The organism is Massilia aquatica (assembly GCF_011682045.1).
GTDB classification, from domain to species: Bacteria; Pseudomonadota; Gammaproteobacteria; order Burkholderiales; family Burkholderiaceae_D; genus Telluria_A; species Telluria_A aquatica.
Window position 1 is genome coordinate 283,509 of record NZ_VVIW01000006.1, and the last position, 14,765, is coordinate 298,273.

The 14,765-nt window shown below is 61.0% G+C and carries 15 protein-coding genes; 4 read left to right on the plus strand and 11 right to left on the minus strand.

What is annotated here, in order from left to right; all coding sequences use genetic code 11:
- Nucleotides 1–213: 213 nt before the first annotated feature.
- The gene (locus tag F1609_RS13700) at nucleotides 214–498 is read left to right on the plus strand and encodes a hypothetical protein (RefSeq protein ID WP_167076967.1); all 285 of its coding nucleotides are present in this window, start codon (nucleotides 214–216) and stop codon (nucleotides 496–498) included.
- Nucleotides 486–776, plus strand: coding sequence for a type II toxin-antitoxin system RelE/ParE family toxin (locus F1609_RS13705; protein ID WP_167076968.1), 291 nt, complete (start codon nucleotides 486–488; stop codon nucleotides 774–776). The genes F1609_RS13700 and F1609_RS13705 overlap by 13 nt, the downstream gene beginning before the upstream one ends.
- Before the next feature lie 127 nt (nucleotides 777–903).
- Here F1609_RS13705 and F1609_RS13710 read toward each other — a convergent pair whose 3' ends face one another.
- Together F1609_RS13710 and F1609_RS13715 are read right to left on the minus strand one after the other, a co-directional pair.
- A complete protein-coding gene (locus F1609_RS13710; protein ID WP_167076969.1) occupies nucleotides 904–1,557 on the minus strand; it encodes a hypothetical protein in 654 nt (217 codons plus the stop codon).
- A 417-nt stretch (nucleotides 1,558–1,974) separates the two neighbouring features.
- Nucleotides 1,975–4,752, minus strand: coding sequence for a TonB-dependent receptor (locus F1609_RS13715; protein WP_167076970.1), 2,778 nt, complete (start codon nucleotides 4,750–4,752; stop codon nucleotides 1,975–1,977).
- A gap of 390 nt (nucleotides 4,753–5,142) precedes the next feature.
- Here F1609_RS13715 and F1609_RS13720 point away from each other — a divergent pair, with 390 nt between their 5' ends.
- Together F1609_RS13720 and F1609_RS13725 are read left to right on the plus strand one after the other, a co-directional pair.
- Nucleotides 5,143–5,883 carry a GntR family transcriptional regulator gene (locus tag F1609_RS13720; protein ID WP_167076971.1) on the plus strand — a complete coding sequence of 247 codons (741 nt, stop codon included), beginning with the start codon at nucleotides 5,143–5,145 and terminating at the stop codon, nucleotides 5,881–5,883.
- A gap of 127 nt (nucleotides 5,884–6,010) precedes the next feature.
- Nucleotides 6,011–6,199, plus strand: a complete 189-nt coding sequence (locus tag F1609_RS13725; RefSeq protein WP_167076972.1) for a hypothetical protein — start codon at nucleotides 6,011–6,013, stop codon at nucleotides 6,197–6,199.
- Nucleotides 6,200–6,238: 39 nt separating this feature from the next.
- On the opposite strand, the gene F1609_RS13730 is transcribed toward F1609_RS13725, so the two are convergent.
- The 9 genes from F1609_RS13730 to rimM all read right to left on the minus strand — a co-directional run bounded on the left by F1609_RS13730 (nucleotide 6,239) and on the right by rimM (nucleotide 14,732).
- Nucleotides 6,239–7,018: an SDR family oxidoreductase gene (locus F1609_RS13730; protein WP_167076973.1), complete on the minus strand. Its 780-nt coding sequence runs from the start codon at nucleotides 7,016–7,018 to the stop codon at nucleotides 6,239–6,241.
- 99 nt (nucleotides 7,019–7,117) lie between these two features.
- The gene (locus F1609_RS13735; RefSeq protein WP_167076974.1) at nucleotides 7,118–9,823 is read right to left on the minus strand and encodes a M16 family metallopeptidase; all 2,706 of its coding nucleotides are present in this window, start codon (nucleotides 9,821–9,823) and stop codon (nucleotides 7,118–7,120) included.
- A 92-nt stretch (nucleotides 9,824–9,915) separates the two neighbouring features.
- Nucleotides 9,916–10,365 (minus strand): CBS domain-containing protein, encoded by a 450-nt coding sequence (locus F1609_RS13740; protein ID WP_167076975.1) that lies wholly within the window; start codon nucleotides 10,363–10,365, stop codon nucleotides 9,916–9,918.
- A 122-nt stretch (nucleotides 10,366–10,487) separates the two neighbouring features.
- Nucleotides 10,488–10,832, minus strand: coding sequence for a DUF3579 domain-containing protein (locus F1609_RS13745; RefSeq protein WP_167076976.1), 345 nt, complete (start codon nucleotides 10,830–10,832; stop codon nucleotides 10,488–10,490).
- Nucleotides 10,833–11,100: 268 nt separating this feature from the next.
- Nucleotides 11,101–12,078 (minus strand): CobD/CbiB family protein, encoded by a 978-nt coding sequence (locus F1609_RS13750; RefSeq protein WP_167076977.1) that lies wholly within the window; start codon nucleotides 12,076–12,078, stop codon nucleotides 11,101–11,103.
- Nucleotides 12,079–12,194: 116 nt separating this feature from the next.
- A complete protein-coding gene (locus F1609_RS13755) occupies nucleotides 12,195–12,860 on the minus strand; it encodes a CoA pyrophosphatase (RefSeq protein WP_167076978.1) in 666 nt (221 codons plus the stop codon).
- Between the two features lie 67 nt (nucleotides 12,861–12,927).
- Nucleotides 12,928–13,314, minus strand: a complete 387-nt coding sequence (gene rplS, locus F1609_RS13760) for a 50S ribosomal protein L19 (protein WP_054266855.1) — start codon at nucleotides 13,312–13,314, stop codon at nucleotides 12,928–12,930.
- 117 nt (nucleotides 13,315–13,431) lie between these two features.
- Nucleotides 13,432–14,178: a tRNA (guanosine(37)-N1)-methyltransferase TrmD gene (gene trmD / locus F1609_RS13765; protein WP_167076979.1), complete on the minus strand. Its 747-nt coding sequence runs from the start codon at nucleotides 14,176–14,178 to the stop codon at nucleotides 13,432–13,434.
- Between the two features lie 23 nt (nucleotides 14,179–14,201).
- The gene (gene rimM, locus F1609_RS13770; RefSeq protein ID WP_188130279.1) at nucleotides 14,202–14,732 is read right to left on the minus strand and encodes a ribosome maturation factor RimM; all 531 of its coding nucleotides are present in this window, start codon (nucleotides 14,730–14,732) and stop codon (nucleotides 14,202–14,204) included.
- Between the last annotated feature and the right edge of the window lie 33 nt (nucleotides 14,733–14,765).

The window sequence follows — 14,765 nt, forward strand, 5'->3', positions numbered from 1 at the left end:
TGGCTGTATGAACGGGCGGGTTCCGGCGCAAGCCGGGCCCGCCCTTTTTCGTTGGCGCAGGTAGATTAATCGCAGTCAAACAGGATGAATGTTTGATGAACCAAATGCATGTTGTCCCCTTCTAAACTTTGTACCCAGCCTCTAGGTCCAAGCGTTTACACCCCAGGCACAAAGGTGTTACCCTAGTAGCACCTTTTAAGGAGTTTTTTGATCATGTCAACCACCTCACTAAAACTATCTTCAGAGCTCAAAGAGCGTGCCGTGGCGGTAGCCGACGAATTGGGAATCAGCACACATGCGTTCATGGTCGGTGCGATCAGCCAAGCGACAGATGCGGCTGAGCAGCGAGCGGAGTTCGTTGCCCAGGCCCAAGCCGCGCTCGCAGAAACGCTTGAAACCGGGTTGGGCTACGATGCTGACGACGTGCGCAAGTATCTGCGAGAGCGCCTTACCAATCCTGATACAGCCAGGCCCAAGGCCAAGCCATGGCGAAAGTAAGCTACACAAATCGCGCTGTTGCCGATCTTGACCATATAAGCCACTTTCTCTTGACGAGAAATTCAGATGCGTTGGGTACACTCGACCTGATTGACGAAGCCATCAGCATTCTCGGCCGTCATCCTTTCGTTGGACGGCCAGCCGAGACGGGATTGCACGAACTGGTCATTTCACAAGGGAAGAGTGGCTATATCGCACTGTATAACTACGCTGCGCAGCATGATGTCATTCATATCCTATCCATCAGGCACCAACGCGAAGTGGGCTTCCGGATATAGTTCGTTTAGCAAATCTGCTGCCTGTAGCGTTGGTTGAGCAGCGGGCCCATTCAGGTATGAATCCGGATCGTGCGCCAAGGCCTCAGCCTGACAACCAGCCACGCGTTCACACGCACACGGCAGCCCTTCACCACCGCTGAAGACCCTTGATCCAGTTCCAGAACGGGTCGTCCGATTCCTCCTCGTGCATACCGACAGTACTTGAAACAATCTCCGATGCCCGTGCGGGAATGCTCAGTCCGAGCGTCGCTTCGACATATTCTTGAAACAGCAGGGGCGGCGGAGTGTACTCGTCATTGTCGTCGCTTTCCTCTTGGAATATGTCGTCGGGCGTTCGCTCGAAGTTGTCGGGCCAACAGAGATCCGCGTAGCCGATTGCCAGCAGGCGTAACAGGTCTTCCATGTTGTCTGTCAGCACACAAAGCATCACCGACCCGGACCCGGAGCCCAAATGCACGATCCGCTGCTGCCCATCGTCGTCCAGCCAAAGCCCGGCCCAGGATCCATCGCCGCCGGTTCTCAGGAATATCACCAGGCGGTCGTTCACCTCGGGATCATTACAGTGGGTCCAGCCGGCGGTATCAGAAGGGTCCGGCACGTGGAAGGCAAGGTGGGTCATGTCGTCATATTCAGGCGCCGGATACACCGTCATGTAGCGGCTCCCATCGGGGCGCGTCCGGACGCAACCGTGTTCTTCTATGAATTCCAGGGCTTGCCGCAGCACGTCCGGCAGTGGATTTCGCTTTGGAAAAGCTGCTGCCATGTCGTCGGTAAATTTCATGGTTTCCGATGCAATGCGTGAAAGACCAAAGATAACGTTTTCGTTCGTATTCGCATGACGATACCACCCGCTGGCTCGCAGATCGCCACCTTGCTTCGCCGTGGAACCGGCGTGTCGGAAACACCCTCCTCCACATGACCGTCACGTGTATGTTTCTTCATGTCCGCTCCCATCTCGCCCCACTGATACGGGCAAAAATTTCTTGAGACCAGTAATCTTACCGCCTCGTTATCACCCTGGCATAGGTCTTTCCAGAGAACTCCTCCATCACCGCCTGCCGCGCAACCTGCCGCAGATCGCGGTATCGTTTCTCCAAGGCAGTCCGGGAAGGATCCAGCACAAAGAGCTCTCAAAAAAAACGGGACGCACAAGCGTCCCGTTATTTATCAAAGGGACCGAAGTCCCTCCATCATCGGCTTAGTATTTGCCGTGCAGCGCCAGGTAGATCTGGCGGCCGTTCTTGTACAGGGAACCCGGCACATCCATCGCGCCGGCGGTATGAATCACCGAACGCACCAACGGATTGTTCAGGTCCTTGCCATCGAGCGTGACGCTGAAGTTCTCGTTGATCTGGTACGCCAGCGATGCCGACAGCGATCCCACCGAGGCCTGGTACGAGGCCGAACTGCGGCTCGTGCCATTGAGGAAGCCCGAGCGCCAGCTATACGTCAAACGCGCGCTGATCTTGTTCTGCTCATAGAAAGCGCCGACGTTATAGGCGTTCTTGGACGTTCCGATCAGGGTGCAATCGGCATACGTGAGCGCGCCGCACATCGAACCCGGCGCCTTGCCGGTTTCTTTACCCAGGGTGTAGGTGTAATTCGCATTCACGCCAAAGCCTGCCGGCAGCGCCTGCTGATACGAGAACTCCAGGCCCTTCACTTCCGCCGTGGTGTTGAGCGGGGTGTCGATCTTGTACTCGGTGTTCTTCTTCTGCAGCTGGTTGTAGAAGGTTGCCGTGCCCGAACCGTAGGTCACGTAGCCGTCCAGCGCCGAGTAGAACGCGCCGGCCGCCAGCAGCGACTTCTCGGCAAAATACCACTCCACGCCCAGGTCGAAGTTATTGGCGCGGATTGGACGCAGGTTCGGATTGCCCGCTTTGCCGGTGCCCTGCACGTCGAGCAGGTCGGTACCGGCCATCTGGCCCAGTTCCGGACGCGCCATGGTGCGGCTGGTCGAAAAGCGCGCCACCAGGTTCTTCGACAGGTCCATGCGGAAGTTTGCGCTTGGCAGGAAGTCGAGGTAGGTATTGGTGTACAGGCGCGGCTCGAACGTGCCGCTCGGCGCGATCTCGTTGCGTTCGACTTCTTCCTTGGTGTGCACCACGCGCACGCCGATATTGCCCGAAATGCCGTCGGCGCCGAAGTTCGCCATCACGTAGGCCGAACGGGTCGGCTCCTTGATCTTGAATTCGTTTTGCTTCAAGTGGCCTTCGTACTTGGCATGGGTGCTCAGCCAGTTGTTGACGGCTTCGCGCGAGAACGTCCACCAGCCGGCGCCATTGGCGTCGAGGTCGTTGAACTCGGTCGGGAACGAGGTCAGGCCGCTCATCGGCAGGTTGCTGACCAAACTCAGGCTCGGCAAGGCGTTGATGCCGATGGCGGTCAGGTCGCGCTTGTGCTCCGCACCGCGCACGCCGAACTGGATCGACTGCACGCTGGCCAGGTCGAGTTTGTAGGTGCCGTCAATCTGGCCGTAGACTTCCTTGTCGATCGCGGTCACGTGCGAACCGTAGGTATAAGGCACATTGCCGGTGCCGTCAGGGCCGCCGCCGATCGAGAATTTGTCGGCACCCGGAATCACGTAGGTGACTGCCTTGTCCACGCCATTCATGGTGTAGCTGCCGCCGGTGTACGGCATCCAGACGCCCAGCGCGCCGCTTTTGGTATTGCCCAGGCCTTTGGTCGAGCCGACCTTGCCGGCCAGGGTCAGCTTGTCGTTGACGCGCCATTTGCCGTCCAGATTGACGAACTTGGATTGGCTCTCGGCGACCGGACGGCTGAATTCTTCCTGCACCGCGCTCGACATGGTGCCGCAGACCGCGCCGCAGTTGGCCGGCACGGTGCCGGTCAGCTGGGTCAGCACGCCGTTGTTGACAGTACCGCTCACGTTACCCGCCGGAAAACCCTTGGCCGCCCAGTTCGGCGCCAGGAAACGGCCCAGCGACTGCATGAAATTGTGGTTGATGTTCGGTGCGTCGAGGTGCGAACGGAACACGGAAAGGTCGAGCGAGATGTCGCTGGTCGGCTTGAACTGCACGTCGACCAGGCCGCCCTTGCGCGTGCGCTCCTGCTCGAACCAGGCGGTGCCGCCCAGGTAGTTGGCCTTGGCGCCCTTGACCGGATCGGTCTTGATGGCGGTCGAGGAACCAGGCACGCCCTTGTCGATGGACGAGCCGGCGTCGACCGGATCGTACCAGAGGCCGTTTTCCTGGCCGACCCGGCTCAGGGTACGTTTTTCATGGAAGCCCTGGACCATCACGGCCAGGTTGCCGGCCTCGTTCTTCCAGTTCACCAGGCCGTTGAACTGGCCATCGTTCTTGCCCGAGTTTTGCGAATTCACGGCGCCCAGGCTGACCTGTGCGCTGATGCCCTTCTTGAAGTCCAGCGGTTTGCGCGTTTCGATGTCCACCACACCGACCGCGCCGCCTTCGAGCAGGTTGGCCTGCGAACCTTTGTGCACCGTCACGCGGCCGATCAGTTCGGACGGGAACAGGGAGAAGCTGACGCTGCGGCCACCGCCGATGATGTTATCGGCAAACCAGTCGCCGCTCGAGACGGTGTGGCTGTTGAGGGTGGTGAGGGTCAGGCCGAACGGGGTGCCGCGCAGGGCCACGCGGTCGTTCTCGCCGAAGCTGCCTTCCGAGCCGCCGGCGGCGGCCACGCTCACGCCCGGCAGGCGTTGCAGGGAGTCGGCGACGTTCTTGTCGGGCATCTTGCCCACGTCTTCAGCAGTAATGACTTCGACCATCGTGTCCGAATTGCGCTTCTGGTTCAGCGACTGCTGCATGGCCGCGCGGATACCGGTGACGACCACCACTTCGGTCTTCGCGTCCGGGTCCACGGCCGGCACGGTCGCGGCCTGGGCCTGGGCTTGCGCCTGGGCCGACATCGCGATGCTCAACACCAGAATAGCTGCCGCCGACGCTACCGGCGTCAGGCTGGTCGATACAGGACGCTCTGCGTTCTTATTCACTACTGACTGATTGCGCTTCATTACTTCCCCCTTGATGTTGGCTCCGTGAGTAAGCCAGTTCATTTTTAACAACGACTTTTTATGTGCTACGGGTACCACCACGTCTAAAACCAATCTAACGCCAATATACTCCTCTTTAATACCAGAACACTACCAGTTAAGTGATTTTTTTCATATGTTGTTTCGCTAATACAGGGGTGGACTGGGAAATTGGCCAAGTGGTCTGGTCATCCGTGGCGAATTTGGCGTAGTTGTGAGAGGGAGGGGTATTACAGCGGTCTTTTTTTGGTATTATCGTTATATGCAAATACGACAACTGCATGATGTGGCGGATTTGCGCCAAAGACCGGGAAAAGTGGTCCCATCCTTACAAAAGAAAGCGCCATTGGTATGACATCGCTCGCCCAGATCATGCAGACGCTGGCGCAGACCAGCTCCCAGCCGCTGTACCAGCAATTGCAGCGCGCCTTGCGCGAAGCGATCGACCAGCGCCTGTTCGGCCCGGACGAAGCCTTGCCGGCCGAACGCCAGCTGGCGCTCGACCTGTCGATCTCGCGCATCACGGTGCGCAAGGCGATCGATGGGCTGGTGAGCGAGGGTTTACTGGTCAAGCGGCCCGGCTCGGGCAACTTCATCAATACCCGGATCGAGAAGAATTTCGCCAAGCTGACCTCGTTTTCGGAAGACATGCGGGCACGCGGACGCACGCCGCGCAGCGTGTGGCTCAAGCGTTCGGAGGGCACGGTGACGCCCGAAGAAGCCCTGCGCCTGCGCCTGTCGCCGGGGGCGCCGGTGTACCGCTTCAACCGGATTCGCTACGCGGACGAACTGCCGATGTGCCTGGAGTACGCGACCATCGTGGCATCGTGTTTGCCGTCGCTCGATGTGGTGGGCGTGTCGATGTACGAGGCGCTGGAAGCGGCCGGCAACCGGCCCACGCGCGCGCTGCAACGCTTATCGGCGCTACTGCTCAACGCGGAGCAGGCCAAGCTGCTGCAGTCGAAGGAAGGCGATGCGGGATTGTGCGTGGAACGGCTGGCGTTCTTGAGGGATGGCCGGGCGGTGGAGTTTTGCCGCTCGTACTTCAGGGGGGATATGTATGATTTTGTGGCGGAGTTGAGTACGGCGTAGTTGTAACCCCGGACATTCAACGCATAATCTGGCTCCCAAATCACTACAGATGATTTGTCGTGCGTGCTCGCACGGACCGATTCGATACAATGAAAAGCACACCTGCCGCCAGATCTTGGAGAGGACCGTGACCAAGCCAGTCAACGCTGAATCGATCCAGCAAAAGCCTCAGTCAACAGAGACTGCCGGGCGAATTTTTTCTGTTTCTCTCCAAGAAATCCCACGCGTCAGCGCCGAATCGCGCGCCCGGCTGGAAGCAGCCGCCAGAAGGCCAGCGACTGCGCGGCGCAACTTTCCAACGATCATCACGGACTAAGGCTGGCCGGTTTCACCCGTCGCGAAGCCATAGGATTGCTTAAATCGCCGTCAAGCCGCCATCAACCGCCAGCTGATGCCCGGTCACGAACGAACTCTGTTCGGAACACAGCCACATCGCCGCATTCGCAATCTCGACCGGCTCGGCGAAGCGGCCCATCGGATGCACATTGCGCAGCTTTTTCTCGCGCAGCGGTTCGCGTTCCAGCGCGCGGCCCATCATCGGGGTATTGACCACGCCCGGGCACACGCTGTTGATGCGAATCCCCTCGCGCGCATACTCGGCCGCGGCGGTCTTGGTCATGCCGACCACCGCGTGCTTGCTGGCCGCGTAGATCGGCTGCGTCGGCGCGCCCACCAGGCCGGCCACCGACGCCGTGTTCACGATCGAGCCGCTGCCCTGCTTGAGCATCTGGCGAATTTCGTACTTCATGCAAAGCCAGGTGCCTTTGACGTTGACGTTCATGATGCGGTCGAACAGCGCCTCGTCGGCGTCCGCCAGCGGCAGGTGCTCTTCTTCGATCCCCGCATTGTTGAACGCGCAATCGAGCTTGCCGTAATACGCCACCGTCTTGTCAACCAGCGCTTCGACTTCCGCCGCACGCGTCACGTTGCACTGCACGAACAGCGCCTTGCCGCCATTTTCGACGATCATCGCCGCCGTCGCATGCCCGCCGTCGACCGACGTATCGGCCACCACCACGCAGGCGCCCGCGCGCCCGAATGCCACTGCGGCAGCGCGTCCGATGCCGCCCGCCGCGCCCGTTACGAGAACAACCTTACCCTCGAACGAGGTGTCCTTCTGCTTCTCCCTGGCCATGATCCAACATCTCCGTATGTTCTGCGGAGGAAGCAAATGCTTCCTCCAAGCAACAGAATACCGTAAACGTTGCTATCCCGCCAGCAAGTATTGCTCTCTCTACTTCCTGGGCCTGGCTTTTTCCTGGTCGCCCGCGATGACCACACTCAGCGCGGCCGGATCGATCGCCTTGCGGAAGGCGGCATTTAGTTGCTCCAATGACACAGCCGCGAGTTTTTGCTCGAAGCGCTCGCTCCATTCAAAGGTTTTGCCGAGGTATAGCAGCGCGGTCCAGCCGCTTGCAAGCACGCTGTCTTCGGCGCGGTTTTGCGCGCGCTGTTGCAGCAGGCCCGACTTGGCCGCCGCCAGTTCACCGGCGGTAAACCCCTTGCTGACGGCGCGCACCAGTTCCTCGCGCATGGCCGCATCGAGCCTGGCCAGGTTCTGCGGCGCGGCGATGGCGCTCATGGTCAGGCCGCCTGCGCGGTCAAGGTCGCCCGCGCCCAGTTGCGAGCCGCCGCCGTAGGACAGGCCGTCTTTCTGGCGGATGCGGTTCATCAGGCGCGATTCCAGGCCGCCGTCGCCGAAAATGTAATTGGCCAGCATCAGCGCCGGATAGTCCGGATCGTCGACCTGCAGGTCCAGGTTCAGGCGCGCCATGACCACGCCGTTTTCCTTGTCGGCCAGGTTGATGGTTTTCGTCAAAGGCGCCACCTTCCCATTGGTGCGCAGCACCGGCGCGTAGCTGGCGCGGCTCTGCCACTTGCCGAACAATTCGTCGACCAGCGGCGCGACCGGCGCGGCGTCGAAGTCGCCGACGATGGCCAGTTCGCCGTGCGAGGCGCCGTAAAAATCGCGGTAGTACGCCTTCACGTCTTCCAGGCGCACCGCCTTGACCTCGGCGATCTGCTCGTCGAGCGTGCGGGTGGCGCGCACGTCGCCTTTCGGATAATGGTCGAAGTGTTCGGAGAGCGTGCGCGCGGCCACCGATTGCGGCTCGCTGCGGCCCGACTCCAGGCTCACCAGCCATTGCTGGCGCAACTGCTCGAATTCGGCTTCCGGAAAGGTCGGTTCCTTGAGTACGTGGGCCATCAGGCGCAGCGCCTCGTTCAGGTTGGGGCGCGTGGTTTCGAATTCCAGCAGGCCGCCGCTGATCTTCAGTTTGTCGAAGGCGTCCGACAGCTGCTCGCGCGTGTATTTGGTGGTGCCGCGCGTGAGCATGGCGCCGGTCATGGCGGGCAACATGCCTTTGCCGAACAGGCTTTTCTCGTCGCCCCAATGCAGGTTCAGGTCGACCGAGACGGCTTCGCCACGGTTCTTTTTCGGCAGCAGCGCCAGTTTCACGCCGCCCACGCTGGCCAGGGTGGTGCGCTTCATGATGTTGGCCTGGCTCGGGTCGAAGTCTTCCGACTTCTGGCTGGCCGCTTTCGGCTTGAAGTCCTTCATCACGCTCGCCAGGGTCGGCGCAGGCGGAATCTCGGCGCGGCGCGGGGCGTCGTCCGGCAAGAAGTGACCGGTGACGCGGTTGTCGCGGCGCAGGTAGCGCCCCGCCGCTTCGGCCACTTCGGCCGGGGTCATGCTGGCGATGCGCTCGCGCCCGACGAAGAACAGGCGCCAGTCGCCCAGCGCGATCACTTCGGACAAGGCCACCCCGACCTGCTGCGGGTCGTTCAGGCTTTTTTCGATGCTGTTGGTGTAGTTGCGCCGCACGCGCTCGATCTCGGCCTCGGTGGGCGGGGTCTTGACGAAGTCTTCGACGGCCGCCGTGAGGGCCTCGCGCACCGGTTCGATCGGGTCGCCCTTCTTCACCACGGCGCCGAAATACAGCATGCCGGGCGCGTAGCCGGTTTCGGCGTAGGCGAAGACGTCGCTGGCCTTGCCGCTTTCAACCAGCAGCTTGTGCAGGCGCCCGGTGGTGGCCGCGCCCAGCACTTCGGAGGCGAAGCTCAAGGCGTCGCTGTCGTCATGCAGGGCGGCCGGCACCTTGTAGCCGACCGCGATCATCTGCACGTCGCCCTGGCGCCGCACGGCAAAACTGCGCTCGCCGTCCTGGGTCGGTTCCACCGTCCAGAACTGCGGCAAGGCGCGCTTGGGCTTGGGGATGGCGCCGAAGCTCTTGCTGATCCAGCCCAGCGCGCGGGCCGGGTCGAATTTGCCGGCCACCAGCAGCACCGCGTTATCGGGCTGGTACCAGGTGCGGTAGAACGCTTGCAGGTTCTCGATCCTGACGTTCTCGATGTCACTGCGGTTGCCGATGGTCGAGCGGCCGTAGCTGTGCCAGTCGTAGCCAAGGCTCTGCATGCGCTTCATCAGCACCTCGGCGGGCGAGTTCTCGCCGCTTTCGTACTCGTTGCGCACCACCGTCATTTCGGAGTCGAGGTCTTTTTTGGCGATGTAGGAATGGACCATGCGGTCCGCTTCCATCTGCAGCGCCCATTTCAGGTTGTCGTCGCCGGCCTGGAACACTTCGTAGTAATTGGTGCGGTCGAGCGCCGTGGTGCCGTTGAACTGCATGCCGCGCTGCGAGAACTGCTGCGCGATGTTGCGGTTGTTGGGGGCGCCCTTGAACATCAGGTGTTCGAGCAGGTGGGCCATGCCGGTTTCGCCGTAATTCTCGTGGCGCGAGCCGACCAGGTAAGTCACGTTGACGGTGACGGTGGGCTTGGACGAGTCGGGAAACAGCAGCACCTTGAGGCCGTTCGGCAGGCGGTATTCTGTAATGCCTTCGACGGAAGGGCCCTGCACCACGCCTTTCGGCAAAGGCAGGGCGAGCGCGGCGCCCGTAACAAGGTAGGCGGCGGCGCAGATCCAGCGAATGTGAGTCATGAGGTCTTTTTTCAGAGTGGACACGGTTTGCCGTGCCCACAAGGACCCCGGCGCGAGCCATCATACCAGAGGCTGGCAGTTGCGCAGATGTGCTACTGGCGCGCGCGTTTCTCGTGGGATTGCTGGTGCGAGCTGATACGCGACAGCTCGCCCATTTCGTCGGCCAAAAATTCGAGCAGGTCGTCGACGCTGACGATGCCGGTCAGTCCGCCGGCGTTGTTGACCACAGGAACGCGCCGGATGCCGCGGGAACGCATGCGGTCGATCGTTTCGTAGACGTCGTCGTCTTCCGACGCGGTGAGCAGGTCGGCGCTCATGAGGTCGCCGACCAGCAGGCTGGCCGGATCGAGTCCGAGCGCAATGACGGAAACCACGATGTCGCGGTCGGTGAGAATGCCGACCGGAATGCGTTCGTCGTTGATGTGTTCGACGACGACGAGGTCGCCAACGTGATGCTTCCGCATCAGCAAGGCTGCGGCCTGGACCGTTTCGTCGCCCTGGCAGTAAATGGTTTGGACAGTGCAGATTTCGCCTATGCGCATTGTTTTCTCCCGAGCGTCTGAGCGCTTGTCATGTGCGCGCGCAGATGGGCACGCAAAAGACTTAAGCTAACGCGCTATTTCTGTCGCCAGTTTGATCTTGCTCAAAACAGCGATGATGCTTTTCAGATTTTAGGCTCGCCCGGTTCGGGCAGGATGCAGGCGTCGATGATCTGGAGATCATTGTCCTTGGCGAAATTGAGGACGAAGTGGTAGGCCAGCGGTTCGAGCTTCTGGAGGTCGTTGTTGACCACCACGGCCTTGACGCCGTCGAGCATGGTCGGGCGCACATAGGGCGAGAACTGGAGGTGCGCATTGCGCCCGCCCGAGCCTTCGGGGCGAAAGCAGGACATGACGCCGCACAGCCGCTCGGCCCAGTCGCTGGGGCGGAACTGCCTGCCATCGCTGGTGAGGCCAAGAATGAAAAACTCGTCGGCGAGTTTTTTCTTGCTTTCGGATAACTCGGCCATAGGGCGGGTCGTGGGAACAAGAAGATGCGTGGAGACGAAGGCGCAAGCGCCGGGCCAGTGAATCAGGTGCTGCTGTGCAACGTGAGTATTATATCTTATAGAAGAGTTGAGCTTGCAGAATGATGCAGTCTGGATGCGGGAGGCGCTCACTGATAGCGTCGTCTCCGCCCCCCCGCCCCGTCGTTCCCGCGAAGGCGGGAATGACGGTGGATAGGCGGGAAGAAGACGCTACAGCTTACGTCATCACCGCTCCCGTCCCCCTCATCGATCAGGTCGCCACTTGCCCAATATTAGCCAAACCAACCGCCCCCGACAACAGCAACAGCAGCAGCATCCATAAAAGCAACGCCCGCCACACCAATCCGACCGTGCTTTGCAGGGCCCGGGCGTTCGGCTCTTCCCCCGGCATGACTTCCACTTCGCTGTACGTGCTGTCGACGGTCGCCGCGTCCGGCGGCAAGACCTTGGAAGCATTCTCGTTCGGCGTGCCCAGGCGCACGCCCATGGCGCCGCCGCCAGCCGACAAAATGATGCCGCGCGCTTCATCGCTCCAGCGATGGGCGAAATTGCGCCATGCATAAATGGCATCTTCAAAATTGCCCACCACCGCGAACGCCACCGCCGTCAGGCGTACCGGCAGCCAGTCGATCCAGTAAAACGCGCGCGCGGCGAACTGGCCGAAGGCTTCATTGCGCATGTGATCCGGCTCGTTCCAGGCGCGCGCCAGGTATTCCGACACGCGGTACATTACCGCGCCGGCCGGCCCGATGATCAAGAACCAGAAAAACACCCCGAATACATTGCGGTGCGTGGTCACCAGCGACTTTTCAACAGCGATGCGGGCCACTTCCGATGCTTCCATGCCAACCGTGTCGATGCGCGCCCACTCGGCCAGCAGCGCGCGGGCGCCGGCTTCATCGCCCGCGCTCAGCGCGCCCTGGATCGAACTGAAATAATGGCTGTAATGACGGAAACCCAGGGTCAGGTACACGATCAGCACGTTCCACGCAAAGGCGATGAAGACCAGCTGGTAGTTGTACAGCAGCCAGGAAATCAGGCCGGTCGGGCCAACCAGCAGCAGGATCACCAGCACCCAGCCCATGCGTCCGTTGCTGGCGTCGCCCGCGTTGAACCAGCCCTCCATGCGCATCGCAAAACTCTTGATCTCCGCATATATCAGATTGTCTGCCCGCAGCGGCTTGAGCTGTTCGATCAGCAGCGCGCAGAGAATGGAGAGAAATGTCATCGAACGTCCTTTTGTACTTTTTGAAATGAAGCAGCAGAGCAATTCATCAATGCCCGCTACGATAGCGCAGAGCACCGATTCAATCAAACATATTGGCGCTTCGGCCGATTTGCGCTTCAGGCACGCAGGAAGTGAAACAGGTTGCGCAGCATGCCGGCGGTAGCGCCCCAGATAAAGAAGCGATCATACGGCATGGCGTAGAAGCTGCGCTGTCCCGCCCCCTCGGGCAGTTCCAGCGAGAGGCGCTGGTGGTTCATGCCGTCCATCAAAAATTGCAGCGGCACTTCGAAGATTTCAGCCACTTCGTTGGCGTCGGCGGCCAGCTCGAACGGCGGCGCGATCAGGCCCACCACCGGCGTGACCCGGTATCCGGTGCCGGTAATATAGTCGGGCAAGGTGCCGATCACGTCCACATGGCGGCGCTGCAGGCCGATTTCTTCCTCGCTCTCGCGCAGGGCCGTGGCAATGGCCGAGGCGTCGTAGCTCTCGGCGCGCCCGCCCGGAAAGCTGATCTGCCCGGCGTGCGCCGACAGGTGCGCGGTGCGCACGGTCAGCAGCATGGTCAGCCCGCCCTCGCGCTGCACCAGCGGCAGCAGCACCGAGGCCGGCATCATTTCTTCGCGCGCGCCCCAGGATTCGCCCGGCGGCTCGGGCTGCCAGTCGGGAGGACTGGCGAAACGCTGGCGCAGCCAGGCCGGCGTGAGGCGCTCGGGGTCGAGCGCCGCTTCGCCACCGAGGGCTTCGACAGGCAATTTTTCTGGATCGAAAATAATCTTGGGCAAAGGTATTGTCCTCTAAAACGAAAAAAGGCATCCGGATAGGATGCCTTTTTTGCAACGCAGATGCCGATTACTTGGCAGCAGCTGGAGTTGCAGCGCGACGGTTTGGCAGTTTTTCTTTGATACGTGCCGATTTACCCGAACGCTCACGCAGGTAGTACAGCTTGGCGCGGCGAACATCACCACGACGCTTGACTTCGATCGATGCGATCAGCGGGGAATACAGCTGGAACGTACGCTCGACGCCTTCGCCGGACGAGATCTTGCGAACGATGAAGTTCGAGTTCAGGCCACGGTTACGACGGGAGATCACGACGCCTTCGTATGCCTGGGCGCGCTTGCGGGTGCCTTCGACCACGTTGACGTTGACGATAACGGTATCGCCAGGTGCGAAATCAGGAATAGTCTTGCCCAGACGGGCAATTTCTTCTTGCTCAAGTTGCTGAATCAAATTCATTTTTAGGACTCCGATAACCATCTTGCTGGCGCTGCATTCGCCCAGTAGAGGATGGGGTTACTGATACAGGCGAGATTGCCTGCACAGTGGTACTGCCTGGTACTAACTACAGCAGATTTACAAACCTGCAAGAAACTTTTCATCGGCCTTGCTCAGCAGTCCGGCGCTGCGCGCACGGGCCAGCAGATCGGGCCGTTTGTTGGCGGTGGCTTCGAGCATGCGCTCGCGCCGCCACTTGATAATCTCGGCATGGTTGCCGCCCATCAGGACCGGCGGCACCGCCACGCCTTCGTACGTATCGGGACGGGTGTAATGGGGCGAATCGAGCAGGCCGTTGACGAAACTGTCTTCGAGCGCCGAGGCGTCGTCGTTCAGTACGCCCGGCAACTGCCGCACCACCGCATCCATCAGCGCCATCGCCGGCAGTTCGCCGCCCGACAGCACGAAGTCGCCGAGGCTGATTTCCTCGTCGACGCAGCGCTCGAGCAAGCGCTGGTCGACCGCTTCGTAGCGTCCGCACAGCACGATCAAGCCCGCTTCATCTTTCAGATCCATCACCCGCTCGTGCGTCAGCGCCCTGCCCTGCGGCGACATGAACACCACGCGCGGCACCGGCAGATCGAGCATCACCTGGCGCTGCTTGGCGGCGCCGATGGCGGCCTCGAGCGGCTTGGCCAGCATCACCATGCCCGGTCCGCCGCCATACGGGCGGTCGTCGACGGTACGGTGGTTATCGCTCGTGAAATCGCGCGGATTCCAGGTCGACAGGCCCCAGCGTTTCTGCTCGAACGCGCGGCGGGTCACACCCGACTGCGTCAGCGCGGCAAACATCTCGGGAAACAAGGTCACGACATCAAATTGCATGGCGCTCTCGCCTTGTTGCGGTCTTAATAATCCAGACCCCAGTCCACCGTGATGGTCTTGCTTGCCTGGTCAACTGTTATAACGAACTGGTCCACAAACGGAATCAGGCGCTCGGGCGCCTTTGCATCATTTGCGGGGTCCGGCACCGGCGTAATGCGCAAAATCGATTGCGCGCCGTTATGCATCATGTCGGACACCAGCCCCAAGGCCTCGCCTTGCAGGTTCACTACATTCAGCCCGATCAGATCGGACCAATAAAATTCATCGGCCGGCAGTTGCGGGAACTGGCTGCGCGGGATGGAAACAGCGGCGCCTTTCAGCGCCTCCGCGGCATCCCGCCCAAGCGTACCTGCCAACTGGGCCACGACGTCGCCGCCGTGTATTTTCGCAGTCCGTACGGAGACGGATTGCAGGCTGGGTTTATCCAGCCACCAGGTTTTCACGCTCAGCAACCCATCCGCGTCGGTGGAAAACGGGGTGACCCGAATCGAACCGGTGACGCCAAAGGCGCCGGACACATACCCGACTTGCGTCAGGTCGTCAGGGATTTGCACCCCGGATGCTGCTGGACCGCTCAAACCCGGACC

Bases quoted from the DNA above. Each gene is read 5' to 3' on its own strand.
- F1609_RS13700 (WP_167076967.1), top strand. From the start codon at position 214: ATGTCAACCACCTCACTAAAACTATCTTCAGAGCTCAAAGAGCGTGCC.
- F1609_RS13705 (WP_167076968.1), top strand. From the start codon at position 486: ATGGCGAAAGTAAGCTACACAAATCGCGCTGTTGCCGATCTTGACCAT.
- F1609_RS13710 (WP_167076969.1), bottom strand. From the start codon at position 1,557: ATGAAATTTACCGACGACATGGCAGCAGCTTTTCCAAAGCGAAATCCA.
- F1609_RS13720 (WP_167076971.1), top strand. From the start codon at position 5,143: ATGACATCGCTCGCCCAGATCATGCAGACGCTGGCGCAGACCAGCTCC.
- F1609_RS13730 (WP_167076973.1), bottom strand. From the start codon at position 7,018: ATGGCCAGGGAGAAGCAGAAGGACACCTCGTTCGAGGGTAAGGTTGTT.
- F1609_RS13735 (WP_167076974.1), bottom strand. From the start codon at position 9,823: ATGACTCACATTCGCTGGATCTGCGCCGCCGCCTACCTTGTTACGGGC.
- F1609_RS13740 (WP_167076975.1), bottom strand. From the start codon at position 10,365: ATGCGCATAGGCGAAATCTGCACTGTCCAAACCATTTACTGCCAGGGC.
- F1609_RS13745 (WP_167076976.1), bottom strand. From the start codon at position 10,832: ATGGCCGAGTTATCCGAAAGCAAGAAAAAACTCGCCGACGAGTTTTTC.
- F1609_RS13750 (WP_167076977.1), bottom strand. From the start codon at position 12,078: ATGACATTTCTCTCCATTCTCTGCGCGCTGCTGATCGAACAGCTCAAG.
- rplS (WP_054266855.1), bottom strand. From the start codon at position 13,314: ATGAATTTGATTCAGCAACTTGAGCAAGAAGAAATTGCCCGTCTGGGC.
- trmD (WP_167076979.1), bottom strand. From the start codon at position 14,178: ATGCAATTTGATGTCGTGACCTTGTTTCCCGAGATGTTTGCCGCGCTG.